The following is an 18922-nucleotide window of genomic DNA, read 5'->3' on the forward strand; positions in this document are numbered from 1 at the left end:
CACTACCTCCCCTACCTGTTACTACGTTATAACGTCTGAATAGACGTTGATAAACAAAACTTTATATTGTAGTTTTTATACGTTATATTGTATGTTGAGGTGTTTTTAAATGAAAGAAATCAATGATATTATCGCAGAAAATCTAAAATTATTTAGAAAGCAAAATGGTTATTCATTAGAGTATTTATCAGTCCTTACAGAGGTTAGCAAAACGATGTTAGGACAAATAGAACGTAAAGAGTCAATACCATCAATTACTACATTGTGGAAAATTGCTAACGGACTAAAAGTATCTTTTGCAGAACTGACACAAGATAATGAGGAATTTGTAAAAAAAATTACAATTCATGACATACAACCATTAACATCTTCAGAAGATAAATATAGCGTTTACCCTTATTTCAAATTTGATATTGCTAAAAAGTTTGAAAGTCATATGGTTATAATAGAGCCTGGGGGCACCGTGAATGGAGAACCACGTGGCTCTAGTGCAAATGAATATATTACTGTATTTGATGGGACATTGACGCTTGTATTAGGCGACGAACGAGTTGTTGTAAAAAAGGATGAATCAATAAAATTTAATGGGAACCTGTTTCATAAATATTTAAATGAGCATGATTCAACATTGAGACTTAACATGATCATTCATTATTAAATCAAAAAGTGCCTACGCAATTTTATGTGTAGGCACTTTTTTAAAAACAAAAATATTAAAAACCATACATATAGTGTATAGTAAAGACTGTCGACAGGTTTTTGTGGGCGTTTTCCGTGGGCACTGCCTTAACATGTAGTGTTCGGCTAGTCCGCTTCCCGCTGGAGTCGGAACAAATCATTGCCTATTTTACACTGAAAAATAAAGAAAGATATTAGAATAATATTGCGACAGTTGGTTAAAAAACAAGGTAAGTTAGATACAAACCTAAAAGTGTGAAGAATAAAACAGGTAAAGTAATTATAATACCTGTTTTAAAGTAAGTACCCCATGATATTTTTACACCTTTGTTTGTGAGTACATGAAGCCACAATAACGTAGCTAACGACCCGATTGGTGTTATTTTAGGCCCTAAATCTGACCCTATTATATTGGCATAAATCATACTTTCCTTAATTATACCAGTAGCGCTCGATTGACTGATAGCGAGTGCGTCAATTAAAACTGTAGGCAAATTATTCATAATTGAAGATAATATAGCAGCTATAAAGCCCATCCCCATAATACTACTAAACAAACCAAAACTTGAAATATGAGTTAAAATATCAGCAAGTATTATTGTGATGCCTACGTTTTTGAGACCAAACACAACAAGATACATCCCTATAGAGAATACCACGATGTTCCAAGGTGCTTCTTTTATTACTTTTTTTGTGTGTACTGCTTTTGATTTTCGAGCAAGTATAATAAATATTAATGCTACTAAACCAGCAATAATTGAAACCGGTATGGCAATAAATTCACTAATTAAATAGCCTATAACTAAAATAGCAAGCACTATCCATGAAAGTTTGAAAAGTCGTTTATCCTTTATTGCCGTATGCGGTTCTTTTAAATTATCAGAATTGAATTTATTTGGTATTGAACTTTTAAAATATAGCCAAAGTACAACTATACTGGCTAGCAATGAAAAAATATTTGGTAGAAACATTCTTAAAAAGTACTCTAAAAATCCAATGTTGAAATAATCTGCAGAAACGATATTGACCAAATTACTCACAACAAGTGGTATAGAAGTTGTATCGGCAATGAAACCACTGGCAATGACAAACGGGAAAATCACTTTCTTACTAAAACCTAAATGACGTACCATAGCAAGTACTATAGGAGTTAGTATAAGGGCAGCTCCATCATTTGCGAAAAATGCTGCAACTATTGATCCTAATATCATGATATAGATAAACATTTTTAATCCATTACCATGTGAAGCTTTAACCATATGTATAGCAGACCACTCAAAGAATCCAATTTCATCTAAAATCAGTGAAATTAATATAATAGCAACGAACGTTAATGTCGCATTCCAAACAATCCCTGTAACTTCTATTACATCAGCATAGCTAACGACACCAGTTACTATTGCTAAAATCGCACCAATACAAGCAGATATGCCTATATCTAAGCCCTTTGGTTGCCAAATAACAAAAATTAAAGTAATAACAAAAATACTAATTGCTAATATTGTCATAGCGGCACACTCCTCGTTTTATTAGATGGTTCGTTATAGCAGAGCTTGGTTTGAAAATTAGTGTGAGGTCAAGCTCTAAAATTGTTATATATTTTGTTTTATGATGATACATCGTTTTATCCCTACTTTCCTGTTTTTGCAATTCAATGCGCAATACAATTTTCTTATAGAGATATGTATTGATTAATATAGTTTGATATTAATATCTACGATATTATTCTTATATAAAGCAAATAATGCTTATGATTATCTGACTTTTCATTTCTAAGCGCTAAATACAATTTATTAACCTATACAGAGTAACATCAACATAACTAAATAGCTATATTGTTATAGCTATTTAGTTATGAAATTGGTTGGTAATTTATTAACAAATTCAAACCTTTTTGTTATCTTACTGTTGTAATGAATTACTATTAGAGGATATTAATTCTCATTAAATATGTTTGATTCGGGATAAACTTTTTAACAATAAGGGGTTTTTAAATGCAGCAAAGGTTTAATAAAATTGAAAAAGTATTATTGTCTGTGTCTTTAATATCAATCTTCCTTAATGTTTTAATAGTCTTTAATTTTATATATGTTAGTAAGGGTGTATCGACGTTTATTTTATCAGTAAATTTATTTATACTTAGTTATATTTATTTTAAAAAGCAAAATAAAATAGTTGGATGTATGTTGTTAATCATTGCGATTTTTTATTTATTAAATCCTTTATTTCTTTAATTTATTGGAACAAAAAATATTTGATTTAACTGAACTGTGCGGTCCGGCTATAAGTCAGTTGCTTACATTATCATCATTAAGGCAGTGACAATTTAATTGTCACTGCCTCTAACTTTATCGCCCGTTTTTTGTACATGTTTTCGTTGAGCGTCTCCTTATCTTTTATTTTTGGGCTCGTGTGCTTCCCTATGGAGCTGACTATTACACAAAGATAATAAAATATTAGATTTAGAATTTGTTTATGAACTTTCAGTATTATCTTTTTTCATGTTTTCTTTGCCTATTATAAAATAAACTAGTAATAAACCTATGCATGTAGTAATTAATGAATAAACTATTTTCCCTAAAATGTGTTCAGGTGGCGGGATAATATAAAATGCTGTGCACATGACTAATGACATAATGATACCGAATTTCAAAGCGCTTTTAAAAGTCATAAAATCATTCCTTTTTTATAGATAATTTTAAACCTATATCTTACGTTACATAATAACAATTTTATATTGTGAATGTTTTATAATTCCAAAAGTGTCTGTTTTAAATTCCTAAGTGTTATATATTTAGAATTTGCTTTTTAAAGGCCTTTTGAACGTAATATTAGTATTTCTGACTTTGATCCCTATGAATTTGAAAATTATGCTTATATGATACTTCCTTTTGTTTTCTATGCATTTTTAATATATGGCTCTATGTAATTTTGATAGTTTTTTATTAGGTGTTTTTTAAATTATATATAAACATAAAAATACAACGACGATAAACGCCGTTGTATTAGGGTTAGTAAACTATTTTGTGTTGTGGATTAAGATTCTAGTAGTAAATCTTCTGGATTTTCAATTAATTCTTTAATTGTTTTTAAGAAACCTACAGCTTCTTTACCATCAATGATTCTGTGGTCATAGCTTAGAGCGATGTACATCATTGGACGGTTTTCAATTGTATCTGCATCGATAGCAATTGGACGAGTGATAATTGAATGCATACCTAAAATTGCGGCTTGGCTACCGTTAATGATAGGTGTAGACATCATTGAACCAAAGATACCGCCATTTGTGATTGTAAATGATCCGTTAACCATATCATCTAAACCAAGTTTTTTGTCACGCGCTTTTTTAGCTAAGTTACCAATTTCATCTTCAATTTCAGCAAAGTTTTTCTTGTCGCAATCTCTAACAAATGGTACAAGTAAACCGTCTTCTGTAGAAACTGCAACCCCGATATCATAATATTGTTTAGTAATCATGTCATCGCCATCAATTTCAGCATTTACTTCTGGATATTTTTTCAACGCTGCTACAGCTGCTTTTGTAAAGAATGACATGAAACCAAGTTTTGTACCATCATGGTCTTTGATGAATTGTTCTTTCTTACGTTTACGTAAGTCCATAACATTTGTCATATCGATTTCGTTAAAAGTAGTTAACATAGCTGTATTATTAGATACTTCTAATAATTTTTTGGCAGCTGTTTTCTTACGACGAGACATTTTTTCTCTAATAACTGGTTTTGATGGGTTTTGTTGCGCTGGTTTTTTAGTTTCTTCTTTAGCAGCTGGTTGTGATTGTTGAGTATTTGATTGTTTTTGACTTTGATCAACATGAGATTTTCTCACCACATCGTTAGAAGATGGTGATACTTCAGATAAGTCAATACCTTTTTCACGGGCGTATTTACGCGCAGATGGTGTAGCATTTACTCGTTGTCCGTTATCTTGTGATGACGCTTCTGATTTACTTCCAGTTGATTCAGATGATTCAGATGATTGTTGTTCTTTATTTGAATTGTCAGTTGCTTTAGTATCTTCTTGTTTTGTTGATGACTCGGAAGTATTATTACCGCTTCCTTCCCCAACTACTGCAATTGCTTGGCCAACTTCTACTGTGTCACCTTCGTCAGCTAATAATTCTTGAAGCACGCCTGCTTCTTCTGAGACAACTTCAACGTTTACTTTGTCTGTTTCTAATTCAACAATAGCTTCACCTTTATCTACGCTATCACCGACTTGTTTTAACCATTCTGCAATGGTACCTTCTGTTATGGATTCTGCTAATTCTGGAACTTTTACCTCTGGCATGCTTAACTTCCCCCTAGTTAATGTTTGTACTTTGTTCGATTATCATATTTTGTACGAGTTTGTGAATTTCACCATCACCTTCAGCAGGAGCTGAACGTTGGATACGACCGTGATAACTTAAATCGTATTTATCAGTTGTTAATTCTTTTAGATAAGGATAAACGAATGACCATGCACCTTGGTTCTTAGGTTCTTCTTGTACCCAAGCTACATTTTCTAAATTAGGTAATTCGTTTAATAATGCATTAATTTCATCGGCAGGGAAAGGATAAAGTCTTTCTACTGCTACGATTAAAATAGAATCTTTTGGGTTTTTTGCCAAATATTCTTTTAAATCAATAAACATTTTACCTGATGCTAAAATAACCTTTTTCACTGCTGATTTATCGTGATCTTCTGGTAAAATTGGTTCGAATTTACCGGAAGTGAATTTACTTATAGGATCTGCAACAGTCTTATTACGTAATAAGCTCTTAGGTGACATAACCACTAATGGTCTCATAGACTGTGTACCTAAATTCGCTGCTTGTGCACGTAATAAATGGAAGTAGTTGCTTGAACTAGATAAATTAACGATAGTTGAATTATTTTCACCAGCTAATTGTAAAAATCTTTCTAAACGTGCAGATGAGTGTTCTGGACCTTGACCTTCAAATGAATGAGGCAAGAATAAAGTTAATCCTGAACGTTCTCCCCATTTAGCGCGAGAACTAAATAAGAAGTTGTCGAAAATCATTTGAGCCATATTTGAAAAGTCCCCGTATTGTGCTTCCCAAATTGTCATACATGATTTATTTTGCACATTATAGCCATATTCAAAACCTACAACTGCAGCTTCTGATAATGGAGAGTTACGTACTTCAAAGGTTGCTTTTTGATCAGGTACGTTGTGTAATGGTACATATTGTTCGCCGGTTTCTGGATCGTGCAACACAGCGTGACGGTGACTGAATGTGCCACGTTCACTGTCTTGACCAGTCAAACGTATTGGTGTTCCATTTTGAGTGATAGTTGCAAAAGCTAATTGTTCTGCTTGAGCCCAGTCAACTAATCCATCTTCACTTTCAAATGGTTCCTTACGTTTCTCTAGCACTTTATTTAGCTTTTTCAATACATTGAAGTTCGAAGGATAAGTAAGCATTGCGTCATTAATTTCTTTTAATTGCTCAAAGCTTAACTCAGAATCGTCGTTTTGTATTGGTTCAGCTAAACTTTCAGGTCTTTGCATTTCTGGGTTGTCCATTTTGTCGTTTTTATCAATTTTATCATGAGCAGCTCTTAAAGTTTTTTGGACATCGTCAATGATATTATTCATTTCATCTTCTGAAATGATATTTTCGCTGACAAGTTGTTTTCCGTATAAGATTTCAACTGACTCATGTTTACGTATTTCATGATATGGTAGTGGGTTTGTGATTGATGGTTCATCCATTTCATTGTGTCCGTATCGACGATAACCTACTAAATCGATGACTACATCTTTATTGAACTCTTTTCTGAACGCCATAGCAATTTCAATTGCTTCAATTGTTGCTTCAACATTATCAGCATTTACATGCATGATTGGAACGTCATATCCTTTTGCAACATCTGAAGAATATGTTGTAGAACGTCCGTCTTGAGGTTCGGTTGTAAAGCCAATACGGTTATTTGTAATAATGTGAAGTGAACCACCTGTTGAATAACCATCTAAATTACCTAAGTTCATAGCTTCAAAGTTAATACCTTGACCAGGATAAGCGGCGTCACCATGAATTAATATAGGCATAGATTTTTTAAATTCGGTAGTTATTGAGCCTGGTTTATCAGTTGTATCTTGATTAGCACGTGTTTTACCAAGGACTACTGGTGATACGATTTCTAAATGACTTGGGTTGTTTGCCAATGAGATTTTTTGTTCAATACCATATGATTGCGTTGTTTTCACTCCGCCAAGATGATATTTAACATCACCAGACCAACCGGATGTTAATTCTAAACTGCCATCTTCAGGCAAGAATTTCATTGGATCTGTGTGCATAAATTCAGAAATCATCATTTCATATGGCTTTTCTAGAACATGTGTTAAAACATTTAATCTTCCACGATGGGCCATACCGATTTGGATATTTTGAATGCCTTCGTCGCTCGCAATTCTTAATGTTTGTTGTAGCATAGGCACAAGAGTATCTACACCTTCGATGGAGAAGCGTTTAGCTCCAACAAAGTTTTTGTGTAAATATTTTTCAAAACCTTCTACGTGGGCTAAGTTTTTAAATAGTTCAATTTTTTGATTATCATTTAATGTTGCTTTGTATGGAGTTTCAATTCTACGTTTTAACCATACACGTTCTCTATTATTATTAATATGTGTGTATTCAAAGGCAATTGGACCTTTGTAACGCTTTTCCATACGCACAATTGCTTCGTATGCATTATCATAGATGTCTTTAAAATGGTCAGAAACAATTCCAGCTGAAATAGATTCAAGTGTTTCTTTGTCCAAATTAAAATCTTCGATTGTTAACTTGGGAACATTTTCTCTTTCAGGTCTATTAACAGGATAAATATCTGCCAACAAATGCCCATATTGACGAATATTATCGATAAGGCGCATAACACGTTTGATTGTGCTATCCCCTTTAGTTATGTTACTCTGACCTTCATTATTTGTTGTGATGTTTGCTTCACCGTTTTTAATTGTACTAAAAAGGACTTGCAAATCTTCAGGAACTGCACTAGGATCATTTAGATATATATCATATAAATCTAAAACATATCCAAGATTTGCTCCGAAATTTACAGGTGCCTCGGAAACCTGACTTTCGTTGCTCATATTACACCCTCCACAAAATAGTTGAAACGCTTACAAATCAATAATAGCATTAAATATATACAAATTAAAGTACCAATAACTCACTTATCTGAAAAAAGGAGGTGCCATAGAAATCTAATTATAATAATAAGACTTCTATGGCATCTCCAGTTAATATTTACGACAGTGAAAAACTACTTCATAAGTGTATTTTGTTGTTTGAAAAGCGCCATTAACATATTTTTAACTAGCAATAGATTAGCATGATCCAGTCTAAAGTTAATATTAGATATTATTGTTAATGACTATATTATTTTAAACGCTAAACAAGCATTGCTAAAATATAATTTTGAAAGTTGTATGTTGACCTACTACACTATCTACGTGAATCTTACCGTGATTTAATTCTATAATTTTTTTGGCGATTGATAATCCTAAACCATTACCACCTAGTTTACGTGAACGTGATTTATCAACCCTGTAAAATCTATCAAAGATAAATTCGATATCTTCTTTAGGAATCCCAACACCATGATCTGTAATTTCTATAGATATTTGTTTATTCCGTAACTTCGTCTGAATATGAATATGTTTGTTAACTTGATCATATTTCATTGCGTTATCGATAAAAATAATCAAAACTTGTTCTAATTGATAACGGTCAATTTTTATATTTAGTGGCTTAGGATAAGCATCAAATTCAAAAGTATAATCTTCATGAAGTTGTTTTAAGGATTTGATTCGTGACGTGATTTCTGCGTTGATTTCTACATTTTCAATGTCTCCATCTCGACTATTACTATTTTCTTTGGTTAGTAATAACAATTCTTCAACCAATTTTGTGATTCTAGACATTTCTTCTAATGAGATATCTAAAGACTCTTCTAAAATAGCAGGGTCTTTTTTGCCCCAGCGATTAATTAAATTCAAATGACCTTGTATGATTTGCAAAGGTGTTCGAAGTTCATGAGAAGCATCTTCGACGAACTGTCTTTGCTGATTAAAAGATTCCTCTAATTGAAACATCATTTCGTTGAAGGTAGCGATTAAGTTATCAGTTTCTTCGTAGTTTGTAGACAACTCAACTTTTTCTTGGAAACCATCTCGACGTATTTGTTGCATTTTATTAGACATTAATATTAATGGTTTTGTAATTTGTGATGAAAAGAAATAACTAATGATTGCTGTAATAAATGTTGCGATTATACCAAATATTAATGCAATAAAGTAAAGTGAGTTAACGAGTGCGTTGTAATCTTCTAAAGAATGTACAATCACACTATAGCCCTTGAATTTAGGCGAATCTATATGATCGGTTATAATTAAATAGTCTGTATTTTGATGTTTCTTAATAACAATATTATTCCTATCTTTAGGAACTACTTCTGGTGAGAAAGTAATCGACTCATCATTTGAAGTTTCAATCAATTTTTTTTCATCATCGTTATAAAGTATTACTTTTTGAAAATTTCCCAATGAAGCATTTAAATCTAATGGCGTTATATGATTAATGTTTTTAGATTCAAATAATTGAACAATATCTTCAGAACTGCGATTAGCTTCACTTAATTCATTATGTCTGAGTGAGCTACTTAAAAAGAATATTATAATTAGGCTAAATATGAATATAGTTAAAAATGTGATGGTTGTAGTAATCATCATCCATTTTGTTTTTAGTTTACGCTGCTTCATTGTCTAATCACATACCCAACGCCACGTACAGTCTCTATGCATTTATCTTTACTAAAAGGTTTAAGTTTATTTCTTAAATATCGTATATAAACATCAACGACATTCGTTTCTACTTCTGTATCGTATCCCCATACATCTGTGATAATTTGTTCTCTTTGTAGCACGTGATTTTTATTATTTGCTAATAGATATAACAAATCATATTCTGTTTTAGTTAAATCTAAAGGATGGCCATCGACAGTCACTTTAAATGCATCTTTATCAATGATAATACCTTTGATATTAATTACATTCTTTTGTGGCTGGCGGCGTAACATAGCACGGATTCTAGCTAATAATTCTTCTATATCAAACGGTTTTACAATGTAATCATCTGCGCCATAATCTAGTCCAGCTACTTTATCATAGGTATCGCTTTTTGCTGTAATAATGATAATGGGTGTTGTTTGTTGTTGACGAATTTGTCTACATATTTCGAGACCATTTATGTTTGGTAACATTAAATCTAATAGGATTAAATCATAATCATTAGTTAATGCTTTGTTTAAACCAGGTTGTCCATCGTATTCGATGTCGACTTCATAGTTTTCATGCTCGAGTTCAAGTTCAATAAAGCGAGCTAGGTTTTGTTCGTCTTCCACTATTAAAATTTTTGTCATAAGTAGCACCTCAAGTTATATATTAAATGAAATAGTCAATTGTAGAAAGTCATACTAAAAATAATTATATATTAAAAGTACTCGTGAATTAATACGATTGACGCTAGTTTATAAAGTTTTCTTAAGAAATAAAAAAATTTTGGATTTTTAATTGACAATCATTCTCAGTATTGTATAATGTAATTGAAAATGATTATCAATTCCAAAAGTAAGACATTCCCCCCCACACATATTTCGTTCTTATTTGGATTGATCATTTTCAAAAATATCCCCTTTTATATGCCCGTAAAAGACTAACGTTGCGAGACAACGTGAATATAAAAACCGGTTTTACTTAGTAAAATCGGTTTTTATAATAAATTTTGACACATATTAGGCAGTTAAATGATTTCATTATCATTTAACTGTCTTTTTATGTTGAGAATATCTCAGTTTATATTACTTGGACTATTTGAGCTTTTGTTTTATTAGGATAACACAAAAAGGCTCTCACAAAGTTAGCACTTCGGAGAGCATTTGATAAAAAAGATTTAAATTTTTAATTTGTGACGTAATATTAATGATGATAGAACTACGCAGAATGCGCCACCGATGATACCTGCGATAATATCGGTAGGATAATGAACTCCAAGGTACACGCGCGAAGTTGAGATCATAATAATAAATAAAGCAGATAATCCGATCATGAAAGCCTTTGATTTTCCTCTCATTGTTCGATTGGCAATATACATGGTACTTCCAAAGAATGCTGCAGAGCCCATAGCATGTCCACTTGGGAAACTGAAACCAGAGATATCGATAAGTCTAAGTAAAGTTGGACGTTCTCTATCAAAGATATTTTTTAACAGTGGATTAAGTGTACTTGATAAGCTCATAGCAATTGCAAAAAATAACGCTTCAATATTTAGGCGTTTTAACATTAAATAGGCTATTAATAAAAGCGATAAACATATCATTGCCCATACTTCTCCGATTTTAGTAACACCAAGAAACATAGTTGTAGTGATAAAACTTTCAGAAGAATATATAAACTCATAAACTTCGTTGTCAATCCACTTTCCTAATCTGGATTCGTGAAAGAATGCAATGATGCCAAATATTAATGTGAAAATGATGAGTAATGATATTCTTTTCCAACGACTCATTGCATAAACCTCCATTAACTTAATGCGTCTTTAATTATTTTTCTAAATAAATCTTGTCGTGTAAAACTTTCTTTATACGTTTGCATTTGATTAATTATTACATCGCGATTTGCTTCGATGTTATTTAATTGATCTATTAATTTTTGTTCTGTTAAATCATTTTCAGGAATCGTCTTACCGAAACCTTTAGCTTCAAAGTTTTCAGCGTTATCAATTTGGTCGCCACGTGATTGCTCAAGTCCTAATGGTATTAGAAGCATTGGTATACGAAGTGCTAGAAATTCATAAATTGCATTTGACCCAGCGCGACTAATCACTGTATCAGTAATAGCGAGTAAATCAGTTAAATCATCTTTAACAAAGTCAAATTGAATATAATCTTTTTGATTCGAATATTGTTCATCGATTAGGCCTTTACCAGTTAAATGTATAATCTGATAAGTAGCTTGTAAAGCTTCGAGATTCTCTCTAATAATACTATTAAGTTTTTTACTACCTAAACTACCACCCATAACTAACAATACTTTCTTGTTATCATTGAACTCTGTAAGTTGATAACCTCTTTTTTTATCTCCAGTTTTAAGGTCTTCTCTAACAGTGGCCCCTACAAAATCTGCTTTATCTTTAGGTAAATATTGTAAGGTATCTTCAAATGTGGTGTAAATCTTCTTCGCAAACTTGAGTGAAATTTTATTTGCAAGACCTGGTGTTAAATCAGATTCATGTATAATAGTAGGAATCTTTAATGATTTAGCAGCTATAACTACAGGTACAGAGACGAAACCACCTTTAGAAAATAATAAATCAGGTTTTTCTTTTTTTAATACACGTCTTGCGTCTAATATACCTTTTAAAACTTTAAATACATCTTTGATATTGTCCCATGATATATACCGTCTCAATTTACCGCTTGATATCGAATGATATTTAATAGATGGTAATTGAGATTCTATCATTTCACGTTCAATACCTTTTTTTGAACCGATATAAAAAGCTTCGTAATCTTCTTCAAGTGCAGTTGGGATTAAACTTAAATTAACGGATACATGGCCAACTGTGCCTCCACCAGTAAATGCGATTTTCGTCATATTATTACCTCTATTCTTCTAATTTTTTATAATAGGCATAAAATGGTTCTCCTTTATTAAAAGGATGGTAATCAATTTCTACTTCGCCTACTTTGCTAAATCCAAACTTATTAAATAGACCTTGCGCACGTTTGTTTAATGCAAAAGTATCTGTCAACAACACATGAATATCATGGTCAAGCGCAAGATTAACAGCGAAATTAAATAGTTGTGTTGCAGCACCCTTATAGCTCACCGAACTTGCAAGCCTATGTATGACATATGCACCTTGTCTATTTACAGGCCATTCTAAATTATCATACCATTCTGCTTGATCTTGGTCGACAACAATAAACGCATAAATTTCATTATTTTCTTCTAGTACATAGAGTGACTCTTTCTCTATATCTACTGCAAAATGTTCTTTTAAAGGGTAATGTTCATCCCATTGGTTGTTGTTATCTTGTTGCATTATTACTTTAGCTTCTCCAACAATATTTAATATGCTTAACAAATCATTTTTATTAGCGATTCTAATCATGAAACTTATACCTCTCTAATATTAATTTATTATTTTTAAAAGTTTATTGAGAACAGTGTCTTCTTCATTTGCCTTATTTACTAATTGTTGTGTGAACTTCTCATTTGTCTCTTTATTAAAAGTGCCATTCACTTTTAAGTCGTTTTCTTTTTGGAAAGATTTAATCGCATTTTCTAATGAGCTATCAAATTCAGTTGATTCATTAGACGTTTCATGGCCTAAAGCAGTTAAACCTATCTTTATTGTTTTAACGTTTTTATCATTATCACCCAATTGGTATACTTTATCGTTGGGAATTACATTTAAAGATTGGTACGCAGGTTCATTTAGCTTAGTGTCAGGTTCAATACCTTTACCGTGAATATAATGAGATTTTGGTGTTAACCATTTCATATTAGTAAATTTTAATAAAGAACCATCATCAAATTCGTGTGTGGTTTGTACAATACCTTTACCGAATGTTTTAGAACCATACACTTTTGCCTTATCATAGTCTTTCATAGCACCAGTAAACACTTCTGAAGCACTGGCTGACCCTTTATTAACTAAAATAGATACGTCCATATCTTTAGCTTCTTTCAAAGCGTCATTTGAAGTTTGTATTTCTTCTTTGTGTTTGCCTTTTTCAAGTTGAACTACAGTTTCTCCTTTATCTATAAAAATATTAGCCATTTTAACAGCTTCATCTAAGAGACCGCCAGGATTATTGCGTAAATCAAGAACGATTTTACGTACACCATCTTTATGTGCTTTAATAAGTGCTGATTTTAGTTCGCCAGAAGTGCTATTTTGGAATTTATTAATTGTGAAGACACCAACGTTTTTATGTTTTTCATATTCAACACTTTTTACATGAATTTTATCACGTTTAATTGTAATGTCATGTGTTTGCTTAGCTCTTTCAATAGTTAAAGTAACTTCTGTACCTTGTTTACCTCTTACTTTTTTAACAATAGCTTCTAAAGGCTGACCTTTTATTGATTTGCCATCTACTTTTTTAACTACGTCTTTTGGTTGTATACCTGCTTTTTCTGCTGGAGATTGTTTCATTGGGCTTGTGATTTCAATTTTATCACCTTTTTTTTGCATTTCTGCTCCGATACCAACAAAGTCTCCAGAAACATCTTCATTAAATGATTTTGTCTCATCTTTAGTCATATAATCTGAATAAGGATCATCTAAATCTTTAACCATACCATCGATTGCTGCAGAAGAAAGCTTTTCGGGGTTTGTATCTTTGTAGTATTCATTGTTTAAAGTTTTATATACTTCTTCTATTTTTTGTACTTCGTGCCTTTGGTTATCCGTTAAGCCACTATTCCAATTGCTGATTCCAATTGTAGCGAAAACAGCAATCACAGCTGTGATAAGCATTGTGCCCAACAACAGTAAAATGAAATGGCTACGCTTGAATTTAAAGGTTTTTGAAGTAGATTGTTGAACTTTATCTTCGTTATCGCTAATATTTTGTTCGTTTATGTCCTTATGCTCTGACATTTAATCACTTCCAATACATATGTAAAAATAAAAATATTATCCATTTGCTATAAAATAAAATTAGCTGGGATTGAACCATTTAGTTTAATCCCAGCCCTGTAAATGATACTTAAATATTTTAATATACTTCACTATATTTTCTCAATTATTTAAGTATTAAAATTTTAGCCACTCTGTATATTCTTCATATAAATCATCAAATACGGCTAATGAAACTGTATAATCTCCTCGAGTTTCAATATATTCAGAAAGTATATGAAAATCTTTTTCTTGTCTAGGGAAAGATAAGTCATCAAAAATCTCTTCTGCTAATTCACCTTTTGCATCTCTACGACCTCGTGCTGTTAGTGCAAATTGATAAAAAGAATGGTCTTTCATTAGTTCATTGTTACATCAACAATTTTAGTTTCACCTTTTGTAACTGTAGTTACATCAGAAACAGAAATTGAAGATGTATTATCAGAATTTGTAATAATTATTGGAGAAATAACAGATTTAGCATGTTCTTTAATGTAGTCTAAATCAAATTTCAGTAGTGGGTCTCCAACATTTACGGTATCTCCACTTTCGACAAGGATATCAAACCCTTGACCATCTAATTGAACAGTATCTAAACCAATGTGAACAAGTAATTCTAAGCCATTCTCAGCTTTAAGACCAATAGCATGTTTTGTAGGAAAAACATTGTCTACCTTACCATCAATTGGTGAAACAACTTCTCCATTTGTTGGATTAATGCCAAAACCTTCGCCCATCATTTTTTGAGCAAATACTGGATCTGGTATATCCTCAATTTTTACATATTCTCCAGAAAGTGGTGCATAAATAGCGCTATCTTTATTTACTTCTTTACCTTTACCGAATAATTTTTTAAACATATCTAGTTCGCTCCTTATTTTTCAAAATGTGGTATTAAATCTGCATAGCCTAGTTCTTCTAGTTTATCATATGGTATAAATTGTACTGCTGCAGAGTTAATGCAATATCTCAGACCACCACTTTCTTTTGGTCCATCATTAAAAACATGACCTAAATGACTATTCGCATCTTCTGAACGTACTTCCGTTCTTACCATGCCGAATGTTTTATCTACAAGTTCAATAATTTCTTCATCATCAATTGCTTTTGAAAAACTTGGCCAACCACAATCTGACTCAAATTTTTCTTCTGAAGTGAATAATGGTTTTCCAGAAATTTTGTCTACATAGATACCTTTATCAAAGTGATTCCAATATTCGTTTTGAAATGGAGGTTCGGTTCCATTTTCTTGTGTAACTAAGTACTCCATTTCATTTAAATCATTTTTACTCTTTTTAATCATTTTGTTTCCCCCAATGCTTTTCTATAAAACCTTTGCGTCCTGAACCCCGTTGATACTGTTCATAATGTAACGGATTTTTTTTGTAATAATCTTGATGATAAGATTCTGCAGGGTAAAAGTTTTTATACGGTTTAATGGGCGTGATAACTGGGTTATCAAAAATTGCTTGTTCATTTAGTTGTTGTATTTTTGCTTCGGCAGCCTTTTTTTGTGTTTCATCATGATAAAAAATTACTGGCTCATAATGTTCGCCTCTATCAAAAAATTGACCGCCATTGTCTGTTGGATCAAATGTTTTAAAATAAACATCTAGTACATTTTCGAAGGAAGTAATTTCCGGATTATAGGTGATTTGAACTGCTTCTACGTGACCTGTTTGATTCGTACTTACACTTTCATAAGTAGGATTATCAGTATGACCACCACTGTATCCAGAAACAACACTCTCGATACCTGGGTAAGAAGTAAATGGTTTAACTAAACACCAAAAACAACCTCCAGCTAATGTCGCATAAGCCATAATATACCTCCTAAGTCTATTTTGTCATAAAGTTACCATTATTTTAAGAGATACGCTATAAAATTGTTTATTTATTAACTAAGACATATTGCTTCAAGTATATTCATAGCAATCTTTTAATGGCTTTTATGACCTTAACACAACGAGACCAATTGCACCTTGACCTGTATGAGTACTAATCACAGGTGTTGTTACGTTTGTGTCGAACTGTGTAAAATTGAATTCTTCTGAAAAATGTTTTTTTACTTTATCTACGAATTCAATAATATTTGCATGGGCAATACCAATGGATTTGATATTTCTGTCGCCTATAAATGCACTAATTTCTTTCTTTAAAAATTGTACACTTGCATTTTGGGTTCTGGAATTGTGGATTAATTCGATTTTACCATCTTCAAGTGTACCTATTGGTTTGATTTTCATCATATTACCTATTAAGCCTTTAGTTTTACTAATACGGCCACCTTTGATTAGTTGATTTAATTGTCCTATTACAACATAAAGTTTTATATTCTTTTGTAGTTCGGCAATTTTAGTAACGATATCTTCTGTGGTATATCCTTCATTATTCCAGTCTACAATATGTTGTACTTGATAGCCTAACCCAAAGGAAATAGATTTAGAATCAATGACTGTCACCTTACTATCACTCATTTGACTTGCTTGTAGTGCTGTTTGGTATGTGCCACTTAAACCTGAAGTCATATGGATACTTATAATTTCAGAACCATCTGCACCTAGTTTGTCATACATTTCAATAAATTTACCAATTGCTGGTTGGCTAGTTTTAACATCTGCATCTTCTTGCATTTTTTGAATGTAAGCTTCAGAAGAGATATCTACTTGGTCAACATAGGCTTCGCCATTGATTGTTAAATTAAGCGGTATCACATGTATATCATTATCAGATAAATACGCGTGCGATAAATCAGATGTTGAATCGGTAACAATTTTCTTTTGCATCATAATTTCCTCCTATGAAGTTTTCTTACGCGTCAAATGTAAAAAAGTGTGAGGAATTGTATTCTTGTCATCAATTTCCCCTTTGACTGATGATTCAACTTCCCAATCTTTAAAGGTATATGGCGGGAAAAATGTATCGCCATTATATTTATCTTCTATCACAGTGATATACATATCATCAACTTTATCGATCATTTCTTCAAAAAGAGACTGACCACCAAAAATGAATACGTGTCCCGGTAAATCGTCAATTTCTTCCATGGAATGTATAACATCTACACCTTCATGATGGAATGCTTTGTTTCTTGTTAAAACAACATTACGTCTATTAGGAAGCGGCTTCCCAATAGAATCAAATGTTGCGCGCCCCATGACAAGCGTATTGCCTGTGGTTAATGCTTTAACATGTTTTAAATCACTAGGTAAGTGCCAAGGTAATTGATTATTTACGCCGATGACACGTTGCTGATCATGAGCTACTAGTATTGACAGTGTCATAATTTTCCTCCTAATAGTGAAATTCTAAATAAGAATCTATAAATTCCATGATTTTAATTATATAGCAAAAGGCTTATTAATTTAAACAATAGCTTATGTTTTAAACTGCAATTGGTGCTTTAATAGCAGGATGAGATTCATAATCTACAATTTCTAAATCTTCATAATTTATATCGAAAATCGAGGCATCGGAATTGATTTTAAGTTTAGGTGGTTCAAAACTATCGCGTGATAATTGCGTTTCTATTGCATCGATATGATTTGAGTAAATATGCGCATCGCCAAAAGTATGCACAAATTCTCCAACTTCTAAACCACATTCTTTTGCTATTAAGTGTGTTAACAGACTATAACTAGCAATGTTAAATGGTACGCCTAAAAATATATCAGCACTTCTCTGATATAATTGGCAACTTAACTTTCCATCTTGAACGTAAAATTGGAACATTGTATGACATGGTGGTAAAGCCATTGTATCAATTTCAGTCGGATTCCACGCAGAAATGATATGTCTACGTGAATTAGGGTTACTCTTAATTTGATCAATAACTGTTCTTAACTGATCAAAATGATTCCCTTGTTTATCTTCCCAATCACGCCATTGTTTCCCATAAACGTTACCTAAATCACCGTATTTTGCGGCAAAATCATTATTATTTAATATTTGTTGTTTAAATTTCTGCATTTCTTCTTTATATATTGCATTAAAAGCATCATCAGTTTGTGCTTTATGACCAAAATTGGTCATGTCTGGTCCGTGATAATCAGATGAATTCACATAGTTTTCGAATGCCCATTCATTCCAAATATTATTGTTGTATTGGAGTAAATATTTGATATTCGTATCACCTTTTATAAACCATAATAATTCAGTAGCAATTAATTTAAATGAAACTTTTTTTGTTGTTAGTAAAGGAAACCCTTTTGCTAAATCAAATCTAAGCTGATGTCCGAATTTAGAAATTGTGCCTGTATTTGTGCGATCGTTTTTCTGCTTACCTATCTCTAGAATTTCTTCACACAGATTATGATAAGATTGGTCAAAACTATTTAACATAGTAGCACACTCCTTTCAATTATATTTTTATTTAATCTTATTGGATATTAGCAACAATTAAAAGAATTTACTATAGATTGTGTAAAAATATCGTATGTTATGTAAATTATACAACATTTCAGTGTAAACGTTATAAAAGTCGCATTATTTTTAAAAATAAACGCCAACTTAGTCATATCTCA

17 protein-coding genes are annotated in these 18922 nt (G+C 31.9%); 1 reads left to right on the top strand and 16 read right to left on the bottom strand.

The window, feature by feature from the left end; genetic code table 11:
- The first annotated feature begins 109 nt into the window (after window positions 1-109).
- Complete coding sequence (locus tag ACF91D_RS19120) at window positions 110-658, top strand: helix-turn-helix domain-containing protein (RefSeq protein ID WP_039066521.1); 549 nt, start codon at window positions 110-112, stop codon at window positions 656-658.
- Window positions 659-896: 238 nt separating this feature from the next.
- Here the strand turns inward: ACF91D_RS19120 and arsB are convergent, their stop codons facing one another.
- The 16 genes from arsB to ACF91D_RS19200 all read right to left on the bottom strand — a co-directional run bounded on the left by arsB (window position 897) and on the right by ACF91D_RS19200 (window position 18740).
- Window positions 897-2186 carry an arsenite efflux transporter membrane subunit ArsB gene (gene arsB / locus ACF91D_RS19125; protein ID WP_039066519.1) on the bottom strand — a complete coding sequence of 430 codons (1290 nt, stop codon included), beginning with the start codon at window positions 2184-2186 and terminating at the stop codon, window positions 897-899.
- A 1528-nt stretch (window positions 2187-3714) separates the two neighbouring features.
- Window positions 3715-4986 (bottom strand): dihydrolipoyllysine-residue succinyltransferase, encoded by a 1272-nt coding sequence (gene sucB, locus ACF91D_RS19130; RefSeq protein ID WP_039066515.1) that lies wholly within the window; start codon window positions 4984-4986, stop codon window positions 3715-3717.
- Window positions 4987-4999: 13 nt separating this feature from the next.
- A complete protein-coding gene (locus ACF91D_RS19135) occupies window positions 5000-7801 on the bottom strand; it encodes a 2-oxoglutarate dehydrogenase E1 component (RefSeq protein ID WP_069793072.1) in 2802 nt (933 codons plus the stop codon).
- 315 nt (window positions 7802-8116) lie between these two features.
- Window positions 8117-9472, bottom strand: a complete 1356-nt coding sequence (locus ACF91D_RS19140) for a HAMP domain-containing sensor histidine kinase (RefSeq protein ID WP_039066512.1) — start codon at window positions 9470-9472, stop codon at window positions 8117-8119.
- Window positions 9469-10131, bottom strand: a complete 663-nt coding sequence (locus ACF91D_RS19145; RefSeq protein WP_039066511.1) for a response regulator transcription factor — start codon at window positions 10129-10131, stop codon at window positions 9469-9471. The genes ACF91D_RS19140 and ACF91D_RS19145 overlap by 4 nt, the downstream gene beginning before the upstream one ends.
- A gap of 530 nt (window positions 10132-10661) precedes the next feature.
- Entirely contained in the window at window positions 10662-11276 is a 615-nt protein-coding gene (locus ACF91D_RS19150) for a phosphatase PAP2 family protein (RefSeq protein WP_039066510.1), read from the bottom strand.
- Window positions 11277-11290: 14 nt separating this feature from the next.
- Window positions 11291-12364: an undecaprenyldiphospho-muramoylpentapeptide beta-N-acetylglucosaminyltransferase gene (locus ACF91D_RS19155; RefSeq protein ID WP_107549101.1), complete on the bottom strand. Its 1074-nt coding sequence runs from the start codon at window positions 12362-12364 to the stop codon at window positions 11291-11293.
- 10 nt (window positions 12365-12374) lie between these two features.
- Window positions 12375-12884: a GNAT family N-acetyltransferase gene (locus tag ACF91D_RS19160; RefSeq protein WP_069793070.1), complete on the bottom strand. Its 510-nt coding sequence runs from the start codon at window positions 12882-12884 to the stop codon at window positions 12375-12377.
- Window positions 12885-12905: 21 nt separating this feature from the next.
- Window positions 12906-14381, bottom strand: a complete 1476-nt coding sequence (locus ACF91D_RS19165) for a S41 family peptidase (RefSeq protein ID WP_039066506.1) — start codon at window positions 14379-14381, stop codon at window positions 12906-12908.
- 156 nt (window positions 14382-14537) lie between these two features.
- Window positions 14538-14759, bottom strand: coding sequence for a YozE family protein (locus ACF91D_RS19170; RefSeq protein ID WP_029377293.1), 222 nt, complete (start codon window positions 14757-14759; stop codon window positions 14538-14540).
- The gene (locus ACF91D_RS19175; protein WP_039066504.1) at window positions 14759-15259 is read right to left on the bottom strand and encodes a PTS sugar transporter subunit IIA; all 501 of its coding nucleotides are present in this window, start codon (window positions 15257-15259) and stop codon (window positions 14759-14761) included. Before ACF91D_RS19175 ends, ACF91D_RS19170 begins: the two co-directional genes overlap by 1 nt.
- A 14-nt stretch (window positions 15260-15273) precedes the next feature.
- Window positions 15274-15702 (bottom strand): peptide-methionine (R)-S-oxide reductase MsrB, encoded by a 429-nt coding sequence (gene msrB / locus ACF91D_RS19180; protein ID WP_069793068.1) that lies wholly within the window; start codon window positions 15700-15702, stop codon window positions 15274-15276.
- Complete coding sequence (gene msrA / locus ACF91D_RS19185) at window positions 15695-16222, bottom strand: peptide-methionine (S)-S-oxide reductase MsrA (protein ID WP_039066502.1); 528 nt, start codon at window positions 16220-16222, stop codon at window positions 15695-15697. Before msrA ends, msrB begins: the two co-directional genes overlap by 8 nt.
- A 126-nt stretch (window positions 16223-16348) precedes the next feature.
- Window positions 16349-17188 (bottom strand): DegV family protein, encoded by an 840-nt coding sequence (locus ACF91D_RS19190; protein WP_039066501.1) that lies wholly within the window; start codon window positions 17186-17188, stop codon window positions 16349-16351.
- 9 nt (window positions 17189-17197) lie between these two features.
- A complete protein-coding gene (locus tag ACF91D_RS19195; RefSeq protein WP_039066500.1) occupies window positions 17198-17683 on the bottom strand; it encodes a dihydrofolate reductase in 486 nt (161 codons plus the stop codon).
- A 100-nt stretch (window positions 17684-17783) separates the two neighbouring features.
- Window positions 17784-18740, bottom strand: coding sequence for a thymidylate synthase (locus tag ACF91D_RS19200; RefSeq protein ID WP_039066498.1), 957 nt, complete (start codon window positions 18738-18740; stop codon window positions 17784-17786).
- Window positions 18741-18922: the final 182 nt, after the last annotated feature.

This window comes from Staphylococcus sp. 231237_7MaSpsaltlick, assembly GCF_043107035.1.